At 64.1% G+C, this 20,137-nt stretch carries 17 protein-coding genes and 3 tRNA genes; 7 read left to right on the plus strand and 13 right to left on the minus strand.

Annotation, left to right across the window (positions count from 1 at the left end):
- Window positions 1–120: 120 nt before the first annotated feature.
- Together AZKH_RS15735 and AZKH_RS15740 are read left to right on the plus strand one after the other, a co-directional pair.
- Window positions 121–960, plus strand: a complete 840-nt coding sequence (locus tag AZKH_RS15735) for an IclR family transcriptional regulator (RefSeq protein ID WP_015436777.1) — start codon at window positions 121–123, stop codon at window positions 958–960.
- 6 nt (window positions 961–966) lie between these two features.
- The gene (locus AZKH_RS15740) at window positions 967–2,178 is read left to right on the plus strand and encodes a lytic murein transglycosylase (RefSeq protein WP_015436778.1); all 1,212 of its coding nucleotides are present in this window, start codon (window positions 967–969) and stop codon (window positions 2,176–2,178) included.
- 19 nt (window positions 2,179–2,197) lie between these two features.
- Here the strand turns inward: AZKH_RS15740 and AZKH_RS15745 are convergent, their stop codons facing one another.
- The 5 genes from AZKH_RS15745 to AZKH_RS15765 form a co-directional block, all read right to left on the minus strand.
- Window positions 2,198–3,937: a diguanylate cyclase domain-containing protein gene (locus AZKH_RS15745; protein ID WP_015436779.1), complete on the minus strand. Its 1,740-nt coding sequence runs from the start codon at window positions 3,935–3,937 to the stop codon at window positions 2,198–2,200.
- A 7-nt stretch (window positions 3,938–3,944) separates the two neighbouring features.
- Window positions 3,945–4,982, minus strand: coding sequence for an extracellular solute-binding protein (locus AZKH_RS15750; protein WP_231874420.1), 1,038 nt, complete (start codon window positions 4,980–4,982; stop codon window positions 3,945–3,947).
- A 341-nt stretch (window positions 4,983–5,323) separates the two neighbouring features.
- Window positions 5,324–5,400: transfer RNA gene (locus AZKH_RS15755), tRNA-Arg, on the minus strand.
- A gap of 133 nt (window positions 5,401–5,533) precedes the next feature.
- A tRNA-Arg gene (locus AZKH_RS15760) sits at window positions 5,534–5,610 on the minus strand.
- 3 nt (window positions 5,611–5,613) lie between these two features.
- Window positions 5,614–5,703: transfer RNA gene (locus AZKH_RS15765), tRNA-Ser, on the minus strand.
- Between the two features lie 205 nt (window positions 5,704–5,908).
- On the opposite strand from AZKH_RS15765, the gene mltF reads away from it, so the two are divergent.
- Window positions 5,909–7,315, plus strand: coding sequence for a membrane-bound lytic murein transglycosylase MltF (gene mltF / locus AZKH_RS15770; RefSeq protein ID WP_231874421.1), 1,407 nt, complete (start codon window positions 5,909–5,911; stop codon window positions 7,313–7,315).
- Window positions 7,316–7,342: 27 nt separating this feature from the next.
- Here mltF and serS read toward each other — a convergent pair whose 3' ends face one another.
- The gene (gene serS, locus AZKH_RS15775; protein ID WP_015436782.1) at window positions 7,343–8,626 is read right to left on the minus strand and encodes a serine--tRNA ligase; all 1,284 of its coding nucleotides are present in this window, start codon (window positions 8,624–8,626) and stop codon (window positions 7,343–7,345) included.
- 266 nt (window positions 8,627–8,892) lie between these two features.
- Between serS and AZKH_RS15780 the strand changes: the two genes are divergently transcribed.
- Window positions 8,893–9,156 carry a hypothetical protein gene (locus tag AZKH_RS15780; RefSeq protein WP_015436783.1) on the plus strand — a complete coding sequence of 88 codons (264 nt, stop codon included), beginning with the start codon at window positions 8,893–8,895 and terminating at the stop codon, window positions 9,154–9,156.
- A gap of 20 nt (window positions 9,157–9,176) precedes the next feature.
- Here the strand turns inward: AZKH_RS15780 and AZKH_RS15785 are convergent, their stop codons facing one another.
- The 4 genes from AZKH_RS15785 to AZKH_RS15800 all read right to left on the minus strand — a co-directional run bounded on the left by AZKH_RS15785 (window position 9,177) and on the right by AZKH_RS15800 (window position 14,273).
- Window positions 9,177–10,505, minus strand: coding sequence for a replication-associated recombination protein A (locus tag AZKH_RS15785; RefSeq protein WP_015436784.1), 1,329 nt, complete (start codon window positions 10,503–10,505; stop codon window positions 9,177–9,179).
- Window positions 10,506–10,518: 13 nt separating this feature from the next.
- On the minus strand, window positions 10,519–11,160 hold the full coding sequence (gene lolA, locus AZKH_RS15790; protein ID WP_015436785.1) for an outer membrane lipoprotein chaperone LolA: 642 nt from the start codon (window positions 11,158–11,160) through the stop codon (window positions 10,519–10,521).
- On the minus strand, window positions 11,157–13,481 hold the full coding sequence (locus AZKH_RS15795) for a DNA translocase FtsK (RefSeq protein ID WP_015436786.1): 2,325 nt from the start codon (window positions 13,479–13,481) through the stop codon (window positions 11,157–11,159). The genes lolA and AZKH_RS15795 overlap by 4 nt, the downstream gene beginning before the upstream one ends.
- A gap of 120 nt (window positions 13,482–13,601) precedes the next feature.
- Window positions 13,602–14,273 carry a Crp/Fnr family transcriptional regulator gene (locus AZKH_RS15800; RefSeq protein ID WP_015436787.1) on the minus strand — a complete coding sequence of 224 codons (672 nt, stop codon included), beginning with the start codon at window positions 14,271–14,273 and terminating at the stop codon, window positions 13,602–13,604.
- A gap of 230 nt (window positions 14,274–14,503) precedes the next feature.
- On the opposite strand from AZKH_RS15800, the gene trxB reads away from it, so the two are divergent.
- Window positions 14,504–15,457 (plus strand): thioredoxin-disulfide reductase, encoded by a 954-nt coding sequence (gene trxB / locus AZKH_RS15805; protein ID WP_015436788.1) that lies wholly within the window; start codon window positions 14,504–14,506, stop codon window positions 15,455–15,457.
- Between the two features lie 7 nt (window positions 15,458–15,464).
- The gene (locus tag AZKH_RS15810) at window positions 15,465–16,529 is read left to right on the plus strand and encodes a Smr/MutS family protein (protein ID WP_041656267.1); all 1,065 of its coding nucleotides are present in this window, start codon (window positions 15,465–15,467) and stop codon (window positions 16,527–16,529) included.
- A 34-nt stretch (window positions 16,530–16,563) separates the two neighbouring features.
- On the opposite strand, the gene AZKH_RS15815 is transcribed toward AZKH_RS15810, so the two are convergent.
- Together AZKH_RS15815 and AZKH_RS15820 are read right to left on the minus strand one after the other, a co-directional pair.
- Window positions 16,564–16,902 (minus strand): P-II family nitrogen regulator, encoded by a 339-nt coding sequence (locus AZKH_RS15815; protein ID WP_015436790.1) that lies wholly within the window; start codon window positions 16,900–16,902, stop codon window positions 16,564–16,566.
- Window positions 16,903–16,976: 74 nt separating this feature from the next.
- On the minus strand, window positions 16,977–18,602 hold the full coding sequence (locus tag AZKH_RS15820) for an NAD+ synthase (protein WP_015436791.1): 1,626 nt from the start codon (window positions 18,600–18,602) through the stop codon (window positions 16,977–16,979).
- A gap of 166 nt (window positions 18,603–18,768) precedes the next feature.
- Here AZKH_RS15820 and AZKH_RS15825 point away from each other — a divergent pair, with 166 nt between their 5' ends.
- Window positions 18,769–19,179, plus strand: coding sequence for a hypothetical protein (locus tag AZKH_RS15825; RefSeq protein ID WP_015436792.1), 411 nt, complete (start codon window positions 18,769–18,771; stop codon window positions 19,177–19,179).
- A 72-nt stretch (window positions 19,180–19,251) separates the two neighbouring features.
- Here the strand turns inward: AZKH_RS15825 and ppa are convergent, their stop codons facing one another.
- Window positions 19,252–19,779: an inorganic diphosphatase gene (gene ppa, locus AZKH_RS15830; protein WP_015436793.1), complete on the minus strand. Its 528-nt coding sequence runs from the start codon at window positions 19,777–19,779 to the stop codon at window positions 19,252–19,254.
- Between the last annotated feature and the right edge of the window lie 358 nt (window positions 19,780–20,137).

Here is a 20,137-nt window from a genome sequence, read left to right on the forward strand (position 1 = left end):
TATGTTCCGTTTTTCGGAATTTGTCTAAACTTTAGGGGGAGTCGGCCGAAAGGTCAACACACAAAACTCAGAAAACGGTACGATTTGTACCTAAAATGCAAAATCCATGAGGAGTCCGTGATGAACGAGTCCAACGCCCTTCGGTCCGAAACCGCGAAAATCGACGGGGACACGCCGACGCTGCGCTTGTTCGCCCTTCTCGAAGTCATCGCCGAAAAGGACCAGTTCTTCTCGCTGCAAAGCCTGGTCGAAGAGATCGGGCTGCCCAAACCGACCCTGCATCGCATGCTCCAGCAGCTCGAAAGCGCCGGCATGCTCCAGCGCGACGGCGACGGCCGCCAATACAGCACCGGCGTGCGCCTGCGGCGGCTCGCGGAAAAGCTGCTGCTCAACAATACGATGCATGGCGCGCGGCGCATCGTCCTGCGCCAGCTCGTCGAGGAAGTCGGCGAAAGCGGCAACATCACCGCCTTCAACGGCAGCGAAGTCGTCTATCTCGACCGCGTCGAAACCGCCGCGCCGCTGCGCTTCTACCTCCATCCCGGCTCGCACGTGCCGGCCCACTGCTCCGCCACCGGCAAGCTCTTCCTCGCGCAGATGAGCCCTGCACAACGCCGCCGCCTCCTCGCCCACGTCCCGCTCGAACGTTTTACCGCAAACACCATCACCGACTACGACGCGCTCGAACGTGAAATCGAGATCGTCAAGCGCAACGGCTACGCCCTCGACAACGAGGAATTCCTGCCCGGCCTGCTGTGCGTCGCGGTCCTCGTACCGGGCAAGCCGGGACACTCGAACATGGGCGTCGCCATCCAGGCCCCGATCATGCGCCTCACCGTCGACAAGGCCCTGCACTTCCTGCCCGCACTGCAACGCGCGGCGCAGGCGCTCGCCAACATCGAACGCGAAGCCGAACAGTCCATGCCTGCACAGGTCGCCACCCTTGCGCGACAGGCCTGAGCCCCGATGCCGAAGCAGCTCGCGGCCGCAATCGCTCTTCTCGGTCTCCTGACCCCGGCAGCCGGCATCGCCGACGAGGCCTTCGACCGCTGCGTCGAAGAGCTGCGCGCAAGCGCCCCGGCCAAGGGCGTCAGCGCAGAGGTCTTCGACCGCAACATCCGCGGCCTGCAGCCCGACATGGCGGTCGTCGCCTCCCTCGACTACCAGCCCGAATTCAAGACGCCGATCTGGGACTACCTCTCCGGCCTCGTCGACGACGAACGGATCGCGGACGGCCGCGCGATGCTCGACAAGTGGGCACCGGCCCTTACCGCCATCCAATCGCGCTACGCCGTCGATCCGGCCACGGTCGTCGCCGTCTGGGGCGTTGAAAGCAACTTCGGCCGCAACGTCGGCAAGCGCCCGATCCTCACCTCGCTCGCCACGCTCTCGTGTTTCGGCCGCAGGCAGGACTACTTCCGCAGCGAACTCTTCACGGCCCTGCAGATCGTCGAACACGGTGACGTCGAGCCGGGTCGCCTCACCGGCTCCTGGGCAGGAGCTTTCGGCCAGACGCAGTTCATGCCCTCGACTTTCGCCCGCGTCGCGGTCGATTTCGACGGCGACGGGCGCCGCGATCTCGTCGGCAGCGCCCCGGACGCACTCGCCTCCACCGCCAACTTCCTCGCCGACGCAGGCTGGTCGCCGGATCTCCCGTGGGGCTTCGAAGTCGCCCTTCCCGCCGGAATCGACGATTCCCTGATCGGACGACGGAAGAAACGCCCGCTCGCCGAATGGGCCACGCTCGGCGTCAAGCGGATCGACGGCAAAGCACTCGAGCCGGCCACGACGCCTGCCGGCCTGATCCTGCCCGCCGGCGAAGGCGGCCCCGCCTTCCTCGTGACCTCGAATTTCGACGCGATATACGCCTACAACGCGGCCGAGAGCTACGCCCTTGCGATCGCCCACCTCTCCGACCGCCTGCACGGCGGCAAGCCCTTCGCGACGCCTTGGCCGACCGACGACCCCGGCCTGTCGCGCGCCGAGCGGCGCGAAGTGCAAGCCCTGCTGCTCCAACGCGGCTACACGATCGGCGAAATCGACGGCGTCATCGGCAGCGCGACGCGCCAGGCGATCGAGGACATCCAGCGCCAGGCCGGCCTCGAAGTCGACGGCCGCGCCGGACGCCGAATGCTCGAACTCCTGCGCACATCGGCGCCCCCGAAGCCCGCCGAATGACGCGACGCGCCCGCGACGCTTACTCCGGCTCGACCTCGCTCAAGGAATAACTGTTCCGGCCGGCGTTCTTGGCCCTGTACATCGCCCGGTCGGCGCGCACCAGCAAATCGTTCGCACTCTGTCCGTGGGTGGGAAACACGCTGATGCCGATGCTCGCCTCGATCGTCAGCCGGTGGCCCTCGAACTCGATCGGCTCGACCACCGTCACCAGGAGCTTCTCCGCGATCTGCGGCACATGGTCCAGCTCCATCACACTGTCGATCAGGATCACGAACTCATCGCCCCCCAGTCGCGCAACGGTGTCGATTTCGCGCACATTGCGCAGCAGGCGCAGACTCGTCGCCTTCAGCACCGCGTCGCCCGCCGAATGGCCGCAGGTATCGTTCACTTCCTTGAAGCGGTCCAGGTCGACGTACAGCAGCGCCAGGGGCAAGCCCGACCGCCGACTGCGCGCGAGCGACTGCTCCAGCCGCTCGAAGAACATCATGCGGTTCGGCAGCCCGGTCAGCGGGTCATGTCGCGCGAGATGCTCCAGCTCCTCGTGCCGCGCATGCAACTCCTTCATCTGACTCTGGATCTGCAACTGCATTTCGTGGAAATTGCGCGCGAGCACCCCGATCTCGTCATAGCGTCCGGTGGGCAGTTCCGTGATTTCCCGGTGACGCGAGAAGCGGCGCACGGCACGCGCCATCTGGCGCAAGGGATGCGTCACCGTGGTCGACACGCCGATCGCCGTCACCAGCGCCAGCACGCTCGCCCCGATCACGATGTACAGCGTCGTCCAGGCCAAGGTATCCGCCTCCGCCGTCACGACCGCCGTCGGCTTGCTCAGGCCGAGCAGCAGGAAAGGCTCGCCGTCGCTCCGGTCGAGTTGAACCCGCAGGAAGGAACCCACCACGCGGTCTGCGCCATTGCCGCTTCCAGCGTCGTCGTTCCCCCGGACGATCACCTTCTTGCCATTGCCGTTCACCAGCACCGCGGTCGCGGGAAACTCATCCTGCACCAGCTCCCGGCCGCCCACATCGAATACGAAGGCCCGGTCCGGATCCGGATGCAGCAGGAAATCGCCCCAGCGATTCGCCAGATACAAAGAGGTCTCCGCCGGCAGATCCGCCTTCAGCAGGTTGAACACACTATTGAGGTCCACGTTGATCACCACGACCCCTACCGCATTCTCCCCGCCATCGATGATCGGCGTCGCCACCTGTATGGTCGGCTGTCCCAGCGCCGCATGCGCACCCCGTTCGTGGTTGATCACGATGCGCGAAAGATAGATCTCCTCGCGGCCCAGCCTCAGCGTGCGGAAGACGTAGGGAAAATGTCCCTTCTCCTGCAGATCGGCTTCCTGGACCCGCTGCAAGGCGTTCTTCTCCGACTCGACACGGTCGATACGTACCCGCTCCAGCCCATGGCGGTCCGCCTCGATGACACGGATCTGGAAGTACTCCGGGTGCACCGCGAGCGTGGCCGTCAGGATGTCGGCCATTGCAGCTTCCGCCGTGCTTCCGGACCGCGTGCCGGAACAGATCGTCGCCGCCAGCGGATGACGCGCAATCATCCGCGCATCCCGCGCAATTTCTCCCACCGCCACCGCAAGCTTCCGCCCCAGCGCCTGATTGGCCGCCGTCAGCTCGTTCTCGGCGGCGCCGATCAGCAATTCGCGGCTCTTCAGATACGACGCATACCCCGCCAGGCTCGACGACAAGACGCCGAAGACCGCAAGCAGCAACATCAGGTAGAAGGTGATGCCGCGCCTCATCGCCCCCTCATTTCAGGCCGACGGCCCGCTCGCCGGAGATGATCCGGTGCCACAACTCGGCTCGCCGTACCGAATCCTCGACCGGCTCGAGCCACACCAGACGCCCACTATTGGCCCCCTCGTCCGCCGGCGCCTGCAGCGTGTTGTTCAGCCCGTGGCGTGTCGTCAGCGCATGGCTCGCCTCCGGCTCCAGCATGAAGCTGATCCACTTCATCGCCAGCGCCGGGCTCTTCCCCCCCGTCGTCACCGCCCAGCAATCGAGCCACGCGAGCGCCCCTTCGCGCGGGATCACATAACCCACGTCCGCGCCCGCGGCCCGCAACAGCTGCAACTGCTGCGTCCCATAGTTCGCAAAGAGAATGCTCACGCTGTTGTCCCGAAAGAGTTCGACCGACTCCTCAGGCAAACTATAGAAGGTCAACACGTTCCGGCGTAGCGCGATCAGTTGCTCGATCGCGGCAGTCCAGTCGCCCGCCCGGTAGCGAAAGGGCGACGGCTTGCCGAGACGCATCGCCGCAAGCGAGAAATTGTGCGTCCCGCCGTCATAAGCCAGCACCCGCCCCCGATAGCGCGGATCCCACAACACCGAAATCGAATCCGGCGGCGACGTGACCGTGCGGCGATCGTAGATCAGGCCCATCTCCGCGTACGCGTACGGAACAGCGAACAGGCGCCCATCACGCAGTAGACCCGGAATACGATCCCTCGCCTGGAACTGCGGCAATTGCCGCTTCACATTCGGAATCCCCGCCGGGTCGATCGCCCGCACGAGCCCGGCGTCGATATAGCGCTGCAACTCCGCCGTGTTGACGGCGAATACGTCAAAGGGATGCTCCCCGGGCTGTGAAATCTTGTCCCACAGCGCGTCGTCCGTGCCGACAAAAGTCACCTCGACGCGCGCTCCGGTCCGCTCCTCGAACCGTCTTACGAAGTCTTCGTCGGCATAACCCGGCCACGCCAGCACGCGCAGCGTCTCCATGGCTATCGAATGCCCCGGCACGAACCCCGCCAGCGAGGCCATCGTCAGGACCAGAATCCGCAGCACTCGGCACAACACCGGCACGCACTCCCCTCTGAAAAGCCCCGCCCGGCAAATCGCTCTTCGCCGATCAATGGATTAGCTGATCCAAATCAAGATCACCCCACAGCCGTTCATGCTATAGGGAAAAATTGGGCAACGCCATGCAACGAAATTGGTAGGCGTGGCCGGGCGGCAGAAATTTGGGGCGGCCGATTCATCGCTGCCGGTGCCCTGATCGGAGCGTGGAGTCGCCGCAACACGAAGGGTGATATCGGAAGGCGAAGGCCGATGCGGACAAGGCGTCCTCTTTCCGACGCGCAAAGCAAAAAGGGCATCTCGATCGAGATGCCCTTTCCACTGAAACTTGGCGCGCCCGGAGAGATTCGAACTCCCTACCCCTTGGTTCGTAGCCAAGTACTCTATCCAGATGAGCTACGGGCGCGCTGCTAAAGAAGCAAGATTATAGACGAAAATTCAGCTTCGTCAACCACTACTTTCCAAGACCCACGCAAGGACGCCGAGCGTGTATCCGGAAGCAAAAAGGCCAGTCATCGACTGGCCTTTTCACATTTATTTGGCGCGCCCGGAGAGATTCGAACTCCCTACCCCTTGGTTCGTAGCCAAGTACTCTATCCAGATGAGCTACGGGCGCATATGGCGGAGAGGGTGGGATTCGAACCCACGGTAGGCTTGCACCTACGCCTGATTTCGAGTCAGGTACATTCGACCACTCTGCCACCTCTCCATTCCCGCTTGGCCTAGCCTTGCGGGAGGCCGAATTATACGCACAAGATTTTTTGGAAACAACAACCCACCTAAAAAAAATTTATCGACCTCGCGCCGGCCATCGCAGGCGCGCATCCTTCCCGCCGCACCGCTCTGCCCCAAATCATTGCCGCCTCACCCGAACTCAAGCAGAATCATGCGCTTATGAAAAAATGGACACCCGCTTGCGCACGCTTCTCCTGATCCTCGGGCTGTTGATCCTCGGCGGCTGCACGCCGCCCGACGCCGGACGGATCGCGGACTATCGCACTCTGGGCGAGCTGCGGGTCGCCACGCGTCAGGATCCGGTGTCGTACCGGATCGACGAAACCGGGACCGCGTCCGGTTTCGAACACGACCTCCTGGTCCGGCTCGGGGAGCGGCTCGGCGTGCCGGTGCGCTTCGACGTCTATCCCGATTCTGCCGCCGCACTCGACGCGGTCCTGTCGGGCCAGGCCCACCTTGCCGCCGCCGGCTTGGGCCGCAACGACAAGCTCCCCCTACTTTGGTCGGCGCCCCTGCGCGAAGTCGAATACGTGCTCGTCGGCCGCTCCGACCGTCCCGAAATCAACGGCGAATCCGATCTCGCCGGGCGAACGATCAGTGCGCGCCGGGGGTCTCCGACGACCGAGGCCCTGCAGCGCTTGCGCAAGCGCATACCTGAACTCAACCTGCACTTCACGGCGGGCGGCAGCGGCGATCAGTTGCTCGCCGAACTCGCGCGCGACCAGCTGGACCTCGTCGCGACCGACCGCGTCCATTACGCGATCGCCGCTCAGACGGCGCCCGAGCTCATCGTCGTGAACGACTTGCCGGTGCAGTCGACCATCTCCTGGGCGCTGCCCCACGATGCGCACGACGGGCTGGCGCATGAAGTCACGGAGTTCCTCCAGGAAGCGACCGCGACGGAGCTGCTCGCCCGCATCGCCGACCGCTACTTCGGGCACGTCCGTCGTCTCAACGAAACCGACATCACGACCTTCCTCGCGCGTATCCGCGCCCGCCTGCCGCGATTCCGGCAGTTCTTCCAGGAAGCCCAGGCGCGTACCGGCATCGACTGGCGCTTTCTCGCCGCACTTGCCTATCAGGAATCGCAGTGGGATCCGCTCGCGACCTCATGGTCTGGCGTGCGCGGCATCATGATGCTGACTTCGGAGACGGCCGACCGCCTCGGCGTGAACGACCGCCTCGATCCGCGCGCGAGCATCCTCGGCGGCGCGCGGTACTTCGTGATGCTGCGCGAACAGCTCGCAGACAGCATCCCGGAGCCCGATCGCTCCTGGATGGCCGCAGCCGCCTACAACCTGGGAATGGGGCACCTCAACGGCGCCCGTCAGATCGCCTCGCGCATCGGCAAGGACAACACCAGCTGGCTCGACATGAAGGCGGTGCTGCCGCTGATGTCGAAACCCGAATACGCGAGCCGCCTCAAGGCGGGAGCAGCCCGCGGCGGCGAGGCGGTGATCATGGCGGAGAACATCCGCAACTACCACGACATCCTAATGCGCCTCGAGCCGGCATTCGCGCCGCCGCTGCAACCGCTCGGACTGAAACTCGGCACTGGGGCGAAACCCCTGGGCGCCGGCTTCTGAGCCCGCGCCCAGCGGGAGTACGCCCGTTCAGCGAGCCGGCGTAAGGACTTCCAGACCGCCCATGTAGGGCACCAGCGCCTTCGGCACGATCACCGAACCGTCAGCCTGCTGATAGTTCTCCAGCACCGCGACGAGCGTACGGCCGACCGCGAGACCCGAGCCGTTGAGCGTATGCACGAGCTCGTTCTTGCCCTGCGCATTCTTGAAGCGCGCCTGCATGCGCCGCGCCTGGAAGGCCTCGAAGCAGGAGCACGAGGAGATTTCGCGGTAGGTCTTCTGGGCCGGCAACCACACTTCGAGATCGTAAGTCTTGGCCGACGAGAAGCCCATGTCCCCGGTACACAGCACGATCTTGCGGTACGGCAGCTCGAGCTTCTGCAGGATTGCCTCGGCATGCGAGGTCAGTTCCTCGAGCGCCGCCCAAGAGTTGTCCGGATGCTCGATGCGCACGAGCTCGACCTTGTCGAACTGGTGCTGCCGGATCATCCCACGCGTATCGCGACCGTAGCTGCCCGCTTCAGAGCGGAAACACGGTGTGTGGCTGACGAACTTGAGCGGCAGCGTATCGCCCGCAAGCAGCTCGCCGCGCACCATGTTCGTCACCGGCACCTCTGCCGTCGGGATCAGGAAGAAGCGGCCATCGTCCTTCGGCACGACAAAGAGATCGGCCTCGAACTTCGGTAGCTGGCCCGTCCCGAACATGCTGTCCGGATTGACCAGGTAAGGCACATACACCTCGGTGTAGCCATGCTCGCGCGTGTGCACGTCGAGCATGAACTGGGCGAGCGCACGATGCAGCCGCGCGATTTCGCCACGCATCACGGCAAAGCGCGAACCGGAAATCTTCACCGCGGTTTCGAAATCCAGCCCGCCGAGCCGCGCACCGACGTCGACGTGATCGGAGACTTCGAAATCGAACTCCCGCGGCTGCCCCCAGCGCGACACCTCGACGTTGGCGGTCTCGTCGCTCCCGACCGGCACGCTCTCGTGCGGCAGGTTGGGCAGACCGGCGACGAGCGCGTCGATGCGCTGCAGCAGATCGGCCAACGCTTGCTCGTTCGCCTTCAATTCGTCGCCGATGCCCGCGACCTCGGCCATCACAGTCGAAGCATCCTCGCCTTTGCCCTTGAGCATGCCGATCTGCTTCGACAGCGCATTGCGCCGCGCCTGCAGCTCCTGGGTGCGCGTCTGCAGGCCTTTGCGCTCATTCTCGAGTGCCTGGAAGGCGGCAGGATCGAAACTCATGCCACGGGCCGAAAGTGCGGCGGTAATGACGTCGATCTGATTGCGAAGCAGTTGGATATCAAGCATGGCGTTTCCGGAAGTCTTTCAATTCAATGAGTAGGCGTTTATTGTTCGCACGGCGTCGAAGATCGGACGCCAAGTAATTCAGATTGCAGAGATTCTACCGCGTGTCGACGGCATTGCCGCGCCGCACAATAAAATTAATGAAATCAAGCGCTTATAAATAAAATGAAAGGAAACTCCGCTTGAAATCATCTCCGCTTGCAGTACACTTTACAGTCTACAAAACGCCGCAACAGATGGCGATCACCTGAGCATCGGAGGAGACTTGCATGTTGTCCATTAGAGACTGCCTTGATTATTGCGATCTGACCGACGACGAAGTGGCACTGATTGCCGAACACGAGGGCATCCCCGAAGCGGCTGCCGCACAAATCGCTTGCGGCATGGTTCAGACTCGAGAGGGCGTGCTCGTGTTGACTGGCTACATGCAGGACTTGATCGAAGAGGCTTCGCGCCGCGGAGACGTCGATTGGGCCGAACGGGCAAAGTCCATCTGCGCACGCTTCATGGCGGACCACCCCACGGCTCACTAAGCCGCCGCCTCGCCTGCCCCCTAGCCGGGAGAGTCCTCCCGGCCTTGCGTCGCCGCCTCATCAAGCTCGCGCAAATGGTCGAGCTTGGCGGCGATGCGGGCTTCGAGTCCGTATGACGTCGGACGATACCATCCGGGCGGTGACATCCCGTCGGGAAGGTAGCTTTCGCCTGCGGCATACGCTTCCGGTTCGTCGTGGGCGTAACGATAGGTCTTGCCGTACCCCAGTTGCTTCATCAGCTTCGTCGGTGCGTTCCGTAAATGCAGCGGGACCGGTCGCGATACGTCCCCGGCGACGAACTTGCGGGCGGCGTTGTAGGCGTTGTAAACGGCGTTCGATTTGGCGGCACACGCCAGGAACACTGTGGCTTGGGCGAGCGCCAGCTCCCCTTCCGGCGATCCGAGCCGTTCGTAGGTCGTGCACGCGTTAAGCGCGAGTTCCAGCGCTCGCGGGTCGGCGAGCCCGATGTCCTCGACCGCCATGCGCACGAGGCGCCGGCCGAGATACAGCGCGTCGGCGCCACCGTCGAGCATCCGGCACAGCCAATAAAGCGCCGCATCGGGGTTCGATCCGCGCACCGACTTGTGCAGCGCGGAGATCTGGTCGTAAAAGGCCTCGCCGCCCTTGTCGAAGCGCCGCAGCTTCGTCGACAGCGCTTCGTCGACGAACTCCGGCGTCACCGGATTGACGCCGGCCGTTTCCGCCGCGATCTGCACCTGCTCCACAAGATTCATCAGCCGGCGCGCGTCACCGTCCGCAAAGCCCACCATACGCTCGCGCGCCTGCTCGTCGAAGACCAGCGTCGGGCATGCGAGCGCCCTGGCGCGTTCGAACAGACCGATCATGTCGTCCTGACCGAGCGGCTCCAGGACATACACGGCCGCACGCGAAAGCAACGCGGAATTGACCTCGAAGGACGGATTCTCGGTGGTGGCCCCGATGAAGGTCAGCAAACCCTGCTCGACGTAGGGCAGGAAAGCGTCCTGCTGGGCCTTGTTGAAGCGATGAACTTCGTCGACGAAGAGGATCGTCTGCCGGCCGCGCGCCTTCGCCGCCTGCGCCTGGCTCACCGCTTCGCGAATCTCCTTGACTCCGGACAGCACCGCCGACACGGCGATGAAGTCCGCATCGAAAGCCTGCGCCATCAGCCGCGCGAGCGTCGTCTTGCCGACGCCAGGCGGCCCCCAGAGGATCATCGAATGAAGCTTGCCCGACTCGAACGCGAGGCGAAGCGGCTTGCCCGGACCCACCAAGTGACGCTGGCCCGCCACGTCCTCGAGGCGTGCCGGACGCATCAGCTCGGCAAGCGGCACGCGTGGCGGCTGGAGCGAGTCGAACAGATCCGCCATCGCAGGAAACCGTCTACTCGCCGATCACGTCGGCGCCCGCCGGCGGCGTGAAGCGGAAGAGGCCGGCGTCGGGATGCACATTGCTCGACATCGCGCGGAACTCGATGAGCGTCGTCTGCCCGAAATTGTCCTTGAGCTCCATGCGCTTCAACATGCCACCCGAAAGGCCCAGGCGCACGGATTCGAAACTGCTTTCCGCTTGCCGCGGCTTCGCGTTGACCCACTCGAGGCCATCCGCCGCCCCCCCTTCGGCCAGTTCGAAATTGCGCTCCAGCGCCTCATCGCCGGCGAGAATCGCCGCGGGCGTACTTCCCAGCGCGTCGCCGATGCGCTTGACCGTCACCTGGTTCAGATCGCGATCCCAGGACCACAGCTTCTGGCCGTCGCTGACGAGCACCTGCTGGTAGGGCTTTTCGTAGCTCCAGCGAAATTTTCCGGGACGCGAAAACACGAGCGTGCCGTTGGCGCGCTGAGGCTTGCGTCCGGAAGCCGACATCACCACCTGGTCGAACTCGCCCTGCACGGTGCGTGCGGACTCGACGAACTGCTTGAGCTGAGCGATACCCGCGGCTGCAGCGTCCGTCGCCGTCAGGCAGCCGAAAGCAGCAACGAGGCACGCCCGCCAGACGCCGGCGCGCACATCGAGCGAAATCATTCTCCCTCCTTGGCCGGGACGATGACCTCCCGGTTACCGTTGGTGCCCATCGCGGACACGAGGCCTGCGCGCTCCATCTGCTCGATCAGGCGCGCGGCGCGGTTGTAGCCGATGCGCAAATGGCGCTGCACGAGCGAGATCGACGGGCGACGCGTCTTGATCACGACCTCGACGGCCTGGTCGTACAGCGGATCCGCTTCACCATCGCCGCCCTCGCCGCCTCCTCCGCCCCCGCCGAGCGCGGCGTCAAGCCCGTCTTCAGGCACATCCAGGATACCCTCGACATAATCCGGCGGACCGCTGCGCTTGAGGCATTCGACGACCTTATGCACTTCCTCGTCGGCAACGAAAGCGCCGTGGACGCGGATCGGCAGCCCCGTACCCGGTGCCAGATACAGCATGTCGCCCATCCCCAGCAAGGCTTCGGCGCCCATCTGGTCGAGAATGGTGCGCGAGTCGATCTTGCTCGAAACCTGGAAGGCGATCCGCGTCGGCACGTTGGCCTTGATCAGGCCCGTGATGACGTCAACGGACGGCCGCTGCGTCGCAAGGATCAGGTGGATGCCCGCCGCCCGCGCCTTCTGCGCGAGCCGCGCGATCAGCTCTTCGACCTTCTTGCCGACCACCATCATCATGTCGGCGAGTTCGTCGACGATCACGACGATATGCGGCAATTGCTCAAGCGGCTCGGGATTGTCCGGGTTGATCGCGAACGGGTTCGTCAGCGGCTTCTCCGCCTTCTGCGCCTCGATCACGGCCTTGTTGAAGCCGGCGAGGTTACGCACTCCGACCGCGGCCATCAGCTTGTAGCGCTTGTCCATCTCGACCACGCACCAATTGAGCGCGTTGGCCGCGTGCTTCATGTCGGTGACGACCGGTGCGAGCAGATGCGGGATGCCCTCGTAGATCGAGAGCTCCAGCATCTTCGGGTCGACCATGATCAGGCGCACCTTCTCCGGCCCCGACTTGTACAACAGCGACAGGATCATCGCATTGACGCCGACCGACTTGCCCGAGCCGGTCGTACCGGCAACGAGCAGGTGCGGCATCTTGCCGAGGTCGGCCACCACCGGCAGGCCGCCGATATCCTTGCCGAGCGCGACGGTCAGCGGCGACTGCATGTCGTGGTACGCCTTGGAGCCGAGGATTTCCGACAGGCGGACAGTCTGACGCCGCACGTTCGGCAACTCCAGCGCCATGCAGGACTTGCCCGGAACCGTCTCCACGACCCGGATCGACACCAACGACAGCGCGCGGGCGAGGTCCTTCGCGAGATTGACGACCTGACTGCCCTTCACCCCCGTCGCCGGTTCGATTTCATAGCGCGTGACGACCGGGCCCGGATAGGCGGCAAGGACCTTCACCTCGACACCGAAATCGGCGAGCTTGGTTTCGATGACGCGCGACGTGAACTCAAGCGACTCGGCCGATGGCGGCTCGACGTCGCCCGACGGCTGATCGAGCAGGCTCAACGGAGGCAGCGAACCCGAGGGTAGATCCGCAAACGAGAACAGCGGCTTCTGGCGCTCCTGGTTGCGCTCTTTCTCGACACGCTCGGAGCGTGGCACCTCGACGACCGCCGGCTCGATGCGCAGCTGAGGTGCCGCCGGTGCGGTTTCAGCCGCCCGTTTGCGCTTGGTCTCGACAACCGCCTCGCGCTTCTGCGCCACCTGCTGTCCGGCCTTGCGGTCCTGCCAATTGCCCCAGGCGCCGATGGTGCCGAACCACAGCTGTTCGAGCCCAAGGCCGACGCGTTCGATCAGCGACAACCACGAGATTCCGGTGAAGAGGCTGAGGCCCGAGGCCAGCAAGGCCAGGAGCAACAGCGTACCGCCCGTGAAGCCGAGATAGCGCTGCACCGTCTGGCCAAGTTCCATCCCGACCAGCCCACCGGGCGCCAGGGGAACGCTGGCGCCATGCGAATAGAAGCGCAGCGACTCCAGCGCGCTGCTGGCGAGCAGCAACACGATGAAGCCGCACAGCACGATGAAGAAGGACCGTCGGTCGAGGTGCAGGTTGTGCCGCAGGCGACGGAAGCCCAGGATCAGGCCGTAACCGAGAAAGACCACCCACCACCAGGCCGACACGCCGAAAAGATAGAACAGCAGATCGGCAAGCCAGGCACCGAAGCGGCCGCCGGGATTGCTCACCCGCGCAACCTGCGCGGCATGGGACCAGCCGGGGTCGGCCTTGCTGTAGCCGAGGAGGACGAGGCCGACGTACAGCGACATCACGCCGAGGATCAGCCAGCGGGCCTCCTGCAGAAGCAGGGAGATCTTTTCCGGCAGGGGCTGGGAACGGGAAGACTGGCGGGATGACATCTGCTCAGGAACCGGAGTCCTGGTGAAACGAACGACCTGTGATTATATGCGAACCCGAGCCCTCGCCGCGCCCGGTTGCGAAACGAAACAGGCGCTGCGCAAATCTGTCGCCCGCCAGCGTCAAAGCTCGTTCAAACGGTCGCGCAACACGATGCCGTGATCGGTTTCCTCGATCAGCCCCTGGTTGCCGAGATCCTTCATCACCCGGCTGACCATTTCGCGCGACGCCCCGATCATCTTGGCGATATCCTGCTTCGTGACCTTGCGCACGACCACGGTCTCGCCGTTCAGGTCCTCGGACATCTCGAGCAGCAGGCGCGCGACGCGGCCATACACGTCCATCAGTGCGAGGCTTTCGATCTTGCGGTCGGCGTTGCGCAGTCGATCGGCGAGGTTGCACATGATGCGCCACGCCACCTCGAAATTGCCCTGCATGATCGAACGGAAGTCGTTCTTCGCGATCAAGACCAGATCGGCGGGCGTCACGGCAACGACCGATGCCGAGCGCGGTTGCTCGCCGAACATCCCCATTTCGCCGAACAGCTCGCCTTGCCCGAGGATGCTCAGGATCACCTCCCGGCCGTCCTCGTCGCTGACCACCACCTTCAGCGTCCCGGTCAGGACGAAATAGACGAAATCTGTACGGTCCCCCGCGTGGACGACACTCTGGCCGCGCGGAATGCGGCGCATCACGGCGGAATGCGCAACCGCGACGAGAGTCTCGTCCGACAAGCCGTGAAATAGCGGGAAGGTCCTCAGTGCAACGGTCGAAACGGCGGTGGCCTGGGTCATGAGAACTCCGGAATGTCGAAACATCGGGCGCAAACCATGAAACTGCGCACTTAACGAAGAAATGACGCACAGAGTATAGACGATTCGCCCATTATGGTGCGTTGCGGCGGCGACGCCTCATTATCTGAGCATTTCGCCCTTATTGGATGACGCTATCACGCTCATTGGATCGGCACGCCATAGGGCTCGGCTATAATCCGCGCATTGCCAACCAGACAGTAGAAACCGCCATGACGACGAAGCATGCCCGCCTGCTCATTCTCGGTTCCGGCCCCGCCGGGTACACCGCCGCGGTGTACGCCGCCCGTGCGAACCTGAACCCCGTCCTCATCACCGGCCTCGCCCAAGGCGGCCAACTGATGACGACGACCGACGTCGACAACTGGCCGGCCGACGCCGAGGGCGTCATGGGCCCCGACCTGATGGCGCGCTTCCAGAAGCATGCGGAACGCTTCAACACCGAGATGATCTTCGACCACATCCATACGGCGAAGCTCGACGAACGCCCCTTCCGCCTGATCGGCGATTCGGGCGAGTACACGTGCGACGCGCTGATCATCTCGACCGGCGCCACCGCCAAGTATCTCGGCATCCCCTCGGAAGAGAAGTTCTCCGGCCGAGGCGTATCGGCCTGCGCGACCTGCGACGGCTTCTTCTACAAGAATCAGGACGTCGCGGTCATCGGCGGCGGCAACACGGCCGTCGAGGAAGCGCTGTATCTTGCGAACATCGCGAAGAAGGTCACCCTAGTCCATCGTCGCGAGAAGTTCCGCGCAGAAAAGATCCTGATCGACAAGCTGATGGAGCGCGTTGCAGCCGGCAAGATCGAGTTGGCGCTCAACTCGACGCTCGACGAAGTGCTCGGCGACAACACCGGGGTTACCGGCATGCGCGTCCGCAACATCAATAATGACGAGACCCGCGACGTGGCCTTGCAGGGCGTGTTCATCGCGATCGGGCACAAGCCGAATACCGACATCTTCGAAGGCCAGCTCGCGATGGAGGGCGGCTACATCGTCACGAAGGGCGGTCGCGAAGGCGATGCCACGTCGACGAGCATCCCCGGTATCTTCGCGGCGGGCGACGTGCAGGATCACATCTACCGCCAGGCAGTGACCTCGGCCGGTACGGGCTGCATGGCGGCCCTCGACGCGGAACGCTACCTCGACAGCCTGGGCAAGTGATCGCACCATGAGTCGCAAGCCACGCTCGGCATCGCCAGGGCCGCAAGGCCCAGGGAAAGCCGCGCGTGGCGCCTTCGATGGGCTGGCAGCCTTGCGTGGCAAGCTCGGCCCGGCAAGCGCACACAGTCTCCAAAAGGCCGGCCGCAGCGCTCGCCCGGCGACGCCCGCTGCTGACGACGCAGACCTCGACCGGCAACTTCTGCGCGCCGCGCTCGGCGACGTGAAACCGCTCGCCGACAAGGCGCACCGCGCAGTCATCGAAGCGCCGAAGCCGTCAGCCGTGCCGCGCGCCCACCCCGAGGCGGTGGACGACGAACCGCTGGCAAGGCCGCTACGGCGCCCACCTCCACAGGACGGCGCCGAACTCTTCCGCTTCGAGATGCAGGATGTGACGCCCATCGGCCATACGGACCGCGTCGACATCGGCATCGATCGCCGCCCTGCCTCGCGGCGCAGCCCTTGGTCGCAGTCGGGGCGACAACCGCTGGGTGAACTCCCCGTCGCGTCGCAGCTTCCACCCGACCCGGACCGAGCCCCCGCGGCGGACCTCTTTCAGTACGCCGTGCGCGGCGTCCAACCGATCGACTCGCGCAATCGAGTCGAGATCGAGCAGCCGGCGCCGCACCCCCACCCGATCAAGCGCGCGGAAGACGAACGCGAGGCCCTGCGCGAATCGCTGGAAGCGCCGCTGAGCCTGGAGGACAGGTTGGAAATGGGCGACGAGGCGAGCTTCCTGCGCCCCGGCCTGCCGCGCCGCGTGCTCACCGACCTGCGTCGGGGGCGCTGGGTGCTGCAGGGGCAACTCGACCTGCACGGATTCAACCGCGAAGAAGCGCGCGAAGAGCTGTCCCGGTTTCTCGCCGGATGCCTGCAGCAAGGACATCGCTGCGTGCGGGTGATCCACGGAAAAGGCCTCGGCTCGCCGGGCAAGGAATCGATCCTGAAGCAGCTCTCGCGTGGATGGCTCGCGCAACGCGAGGAGATCCTGGCCTTCTGCCAGGCGGGACCACATGATGGCGGTTCGGGAGCGCTGCTGGTGTTGCTGCGGGCCGGAAACCGGCCACGCAGCTGATACTGGAGCGGGACGTCGTGACGTCCCGCAGGCCTCAGATGGCCGCTTCGTTGGTTTCGCCGGTGCGGATACGCACGACTTGCTCGACCGGCATCACGAAAATCTTGCCGTCGCCGATCTTGCCGGTATGGGCGGCCTTGATGATCGCTTCGACAGCCTGCTCGGCCAGGTCGTCGCCGACGACGATCTCGACCTTGATCTTGGGCAGGAAGTCCACGACGTACTCGGCACCGCGATAGAGCTCCGTGTGTCCCTTCTGGCGGCCAAAGCCCTTCACTTCGGATACGGTCAGCCCGGCAATACCGACATCCGACAGCGCTTCGCGCACTTCGTCGAGCTTGAACGGCTTGATGATCGCTTCGATTTTCTTCATGTTGATCTCCTCGATGGGTTGGCGGGCGCGTCGACCCGGGCTGGCCGACGTGCCGCCTTCAGTATTCGCTCAGCTCAGAATTCGTCCTGATAGCGCGATGTTATCGGATAACGCCAATCCCTGCCGAACCCGCGCTGCGTGACACGGATCCCGACCGGCGACTGCCGGCGCTTGTATTCATTGCGCTTGAGCATCGCGACGGTGCGACGCACTTCGACTTCGGGGAAGCCTTGCGCGACGATCTCGCGCGGCGACTCATCGCGCTCCATATAGGCTTCGATGATCGCATCGAGTACCTCGTAGGGCGGCAGCGAGTCCTGGTCCTTCTGGTCCGGCTTCAGCTCGGCCGAGGGCGGTCGAGTGATGATGTTCTCGGGAATCACCGGGCTGACGCTGTTGCGCCAGTTGGCCAGCCGGTACACGAAAGTCTTGTACAAGTCCTTCAGTACGGCAAAGCCGCCGGCCATATCTCCATACAACGTCGCATAGCCGGTCGCCATTTCGCTCTTGTTGCCGGTCGTCAGCACAATCGCGCCCGTCTTGTTCGACAGGGCCATCAGGATCATCCCGCGGATCCGGCTTTGCAGGTTCTCCTCGGTGGTGTCGGCGGCGAGCCCGCGGAACTGATCCGCGAGCAAGGCCGAGAACGTCTCCATCGCGGGAGCAATCGCGATCTCGTCGTAGCGCACGCCGAGGCGCTCGACCATTTCACGCGAATCGTCGAGGCTCATCTGCGCCGTATAGGGCGACGGCATCATCACCGCGCGCACGCGCTCCGCCCCCAGCGCATCGACGGCCACGGCCAGCGTCAGCGCCGAATCGATGCCGCCCGACAAGCCGATGATCGCTCCCGGAAAGCGATTCTTCCCCAGATAGTCGCGCACGCCAATCTTGAGCGCCTCGTAAACCTCGGCCTCGATCGGACGCACCTCTGCCATCTCGGAGGACACCCAGCGACCGTCACGCAGATGAACGAGGTCGATGCGTTCCTCGAAGGACGGGGCCTGGTAGGCCAGCACTCCGTCGGCATCGAGGGCGAAGGAGGCACCGTCGAATACGAGTTCGTCCTGGCCGCCGACCATGTTGCAGTAGATCACCGGTAGCCCGGTATCCTTGACGCGATCGCGCAGCACTTCGTAGCGGCGCTGCAGCTTGTTCATGTGGTAGGGCGACGCGTTCAGCCCCAGCAGAACCTGCGCGCCATCGGTACGGGCGAGCTCCGCGGGACCGCTCTCCCACAGGTCGGCACAGATATTCACGCCAAGCTTCAGACCCTTCATCTCGAACACGCAGGCCGCAAGACCGCGGTCGAAATAGCGCTCCTCGTCGAAAACCTCGTAATTGGGCAGCAGATGCTTGTGGTAGGACGCGACGAGCTCTCCGTCGCGAATCACCGACGCGGCGTTGTAGCGCCAGTTGTGCCGCTCCTCCGGGTGCCCGAGCACGAGCGTGATGCCCTGCGTATGGGCCGAGATACGCGCCACTTCCCGCGAGCAAGCGCGGTAGAAGTCCGGGCGCAGCAGCAAGTCTTCGGGCGGATACCCGGAAAGCGCAAGTTCAGGTGTAAGCAGAAGATCGGCGCCGAGACCGCGTGCCTCTTCGAGGGCACGAATGATCCGGTCCGCATTGGCCGTCAGGTCGCCCACGGTGAAATTGAGCTGTGCGACGGCAATCGAAAACGATGAGGTATCTGGTTTCATGAGCACAACTATACCGCGTCGGCCCCCATGCGCGCTCGCCCCGAAAGCCAGCGGCCACGCCATGTAGGGGTAGAAATGATCTCTTACCTTAATCAGGGTCCGCCGGGGAGACGGCCAGCGCAAACGCCCTAGAATGAATTATCGAAGTACTTCGTGAGCCTCGAAAATGATGCTGTTCCGCCTGACCCTGATTGCTACGGGGGCGACGCTGGCCGCCTGCTCGACCCCCGGCCCAATGACCCGCGTAGAACCCGAGCCTGCCCCGAGCGTCCTCGCGGCCCCTGAAACCGCACCAATGTTGCCTGGCGGCCAACTCGAATTCAAACTCACCAGCGGAGTCTACAACTGCGACATGGGCCAGCGTGTCAATGTAGTCCGTCCTGCAGGGGAGGCCATTGCGATCGAAATAGGATGGACGGGCAGACGCTATCAGCTTGCCCGCAACATCTCGTCATCCGGCCTGCCTCGCTACGAAGACAAGGCAAACGGCCTCGTATGGATCGACCTGCCGTGGAAAGGGATGCTGCTCGACGCCAAAACGAACAAACCTCTCGCAAGCGACTGCATCACCAGCTGAGATCCCCCGCCCAAGAAAGAAGGCCCGCGGCAAGCGGGCCTTTTCATTGATCCCGGACGGATCCGGCAGAACTTACTTCGCGGCGTTCTTCAGGCCGTCGAGGATTTCCTGCTTCGCGTCCTCGACCGTGCCCCAGCCCAGAACCTTGACCCACTTGCCCGGCTCGAGATCCTTGTAGTGCTCGAAGAAGTGCACGGTCTGCTTCATCAGCAGTTCGGGCAGATCGTCGGTGCTCTGCACCTTGTCGTACAGCGGAGTCAGCTTGGCGACCGGAACCGCGACGACCTTCGCGTCGACGCCCGACTCGTCTTCCATCTTCAGCACGCCGACCGGACGGCAGCGGATCACGACGCCCGGCAGCAGCGGGAAGGGCGTCACGACCAGAACGTCGACCGGATCGCCGTCACCGGCGACGGTGTGCGGCACGTAGCCGTAGTTGATCGGATAACGCATCGAGGTGCCCATGAAGCGGTCGACGAAAACCGCGCCGCTATCCTTGTCGACCTCGAACTTGATCGGATCGGCTTGCGCCGGGATCTCGATGATGACATTGATGTCGTTCGGCACGTCCTTGCCGGCCTTGACCTGGTCGAAACCCATATCTTCCTCCCGTTAAAAAATTTGGCCTGAATTATATGTGGAAATAGCCTCTTTTCGCTGCCCTCTTCCCATTCTCCGTTGACAGGACAGCGCGCATTCGGGCAGGTTCGCGGGCAGGCGTCCATATATAATCCGGCCTCCGACGGCACAAACCCGCTGCAGCAACGGATGCCCCCCATTTCGCCTCGACGCTTCCCCGCTCCGGGATCCCCCCTCCGAAGGGGCTCGATCCATTGGGGATGGCTGACCTTCGTCGCCGGGGCACATGCGGCAGGACTGCTGGCGCTTTCGGGGCTGAACGGCGCCGCTCTGCCGGAACCCCGACCCGACACACAAACGATAAGCGTTCAGCTCATCG

This window comes from Azoarcus sp. KH32C, from assembly GCF_000349945.1.
Lineage (GTDB): Bacteria > Pseudomonadota > Gammaproteobacteria > Burkholderiales > Rhodocyclaceae > Aromatoleum.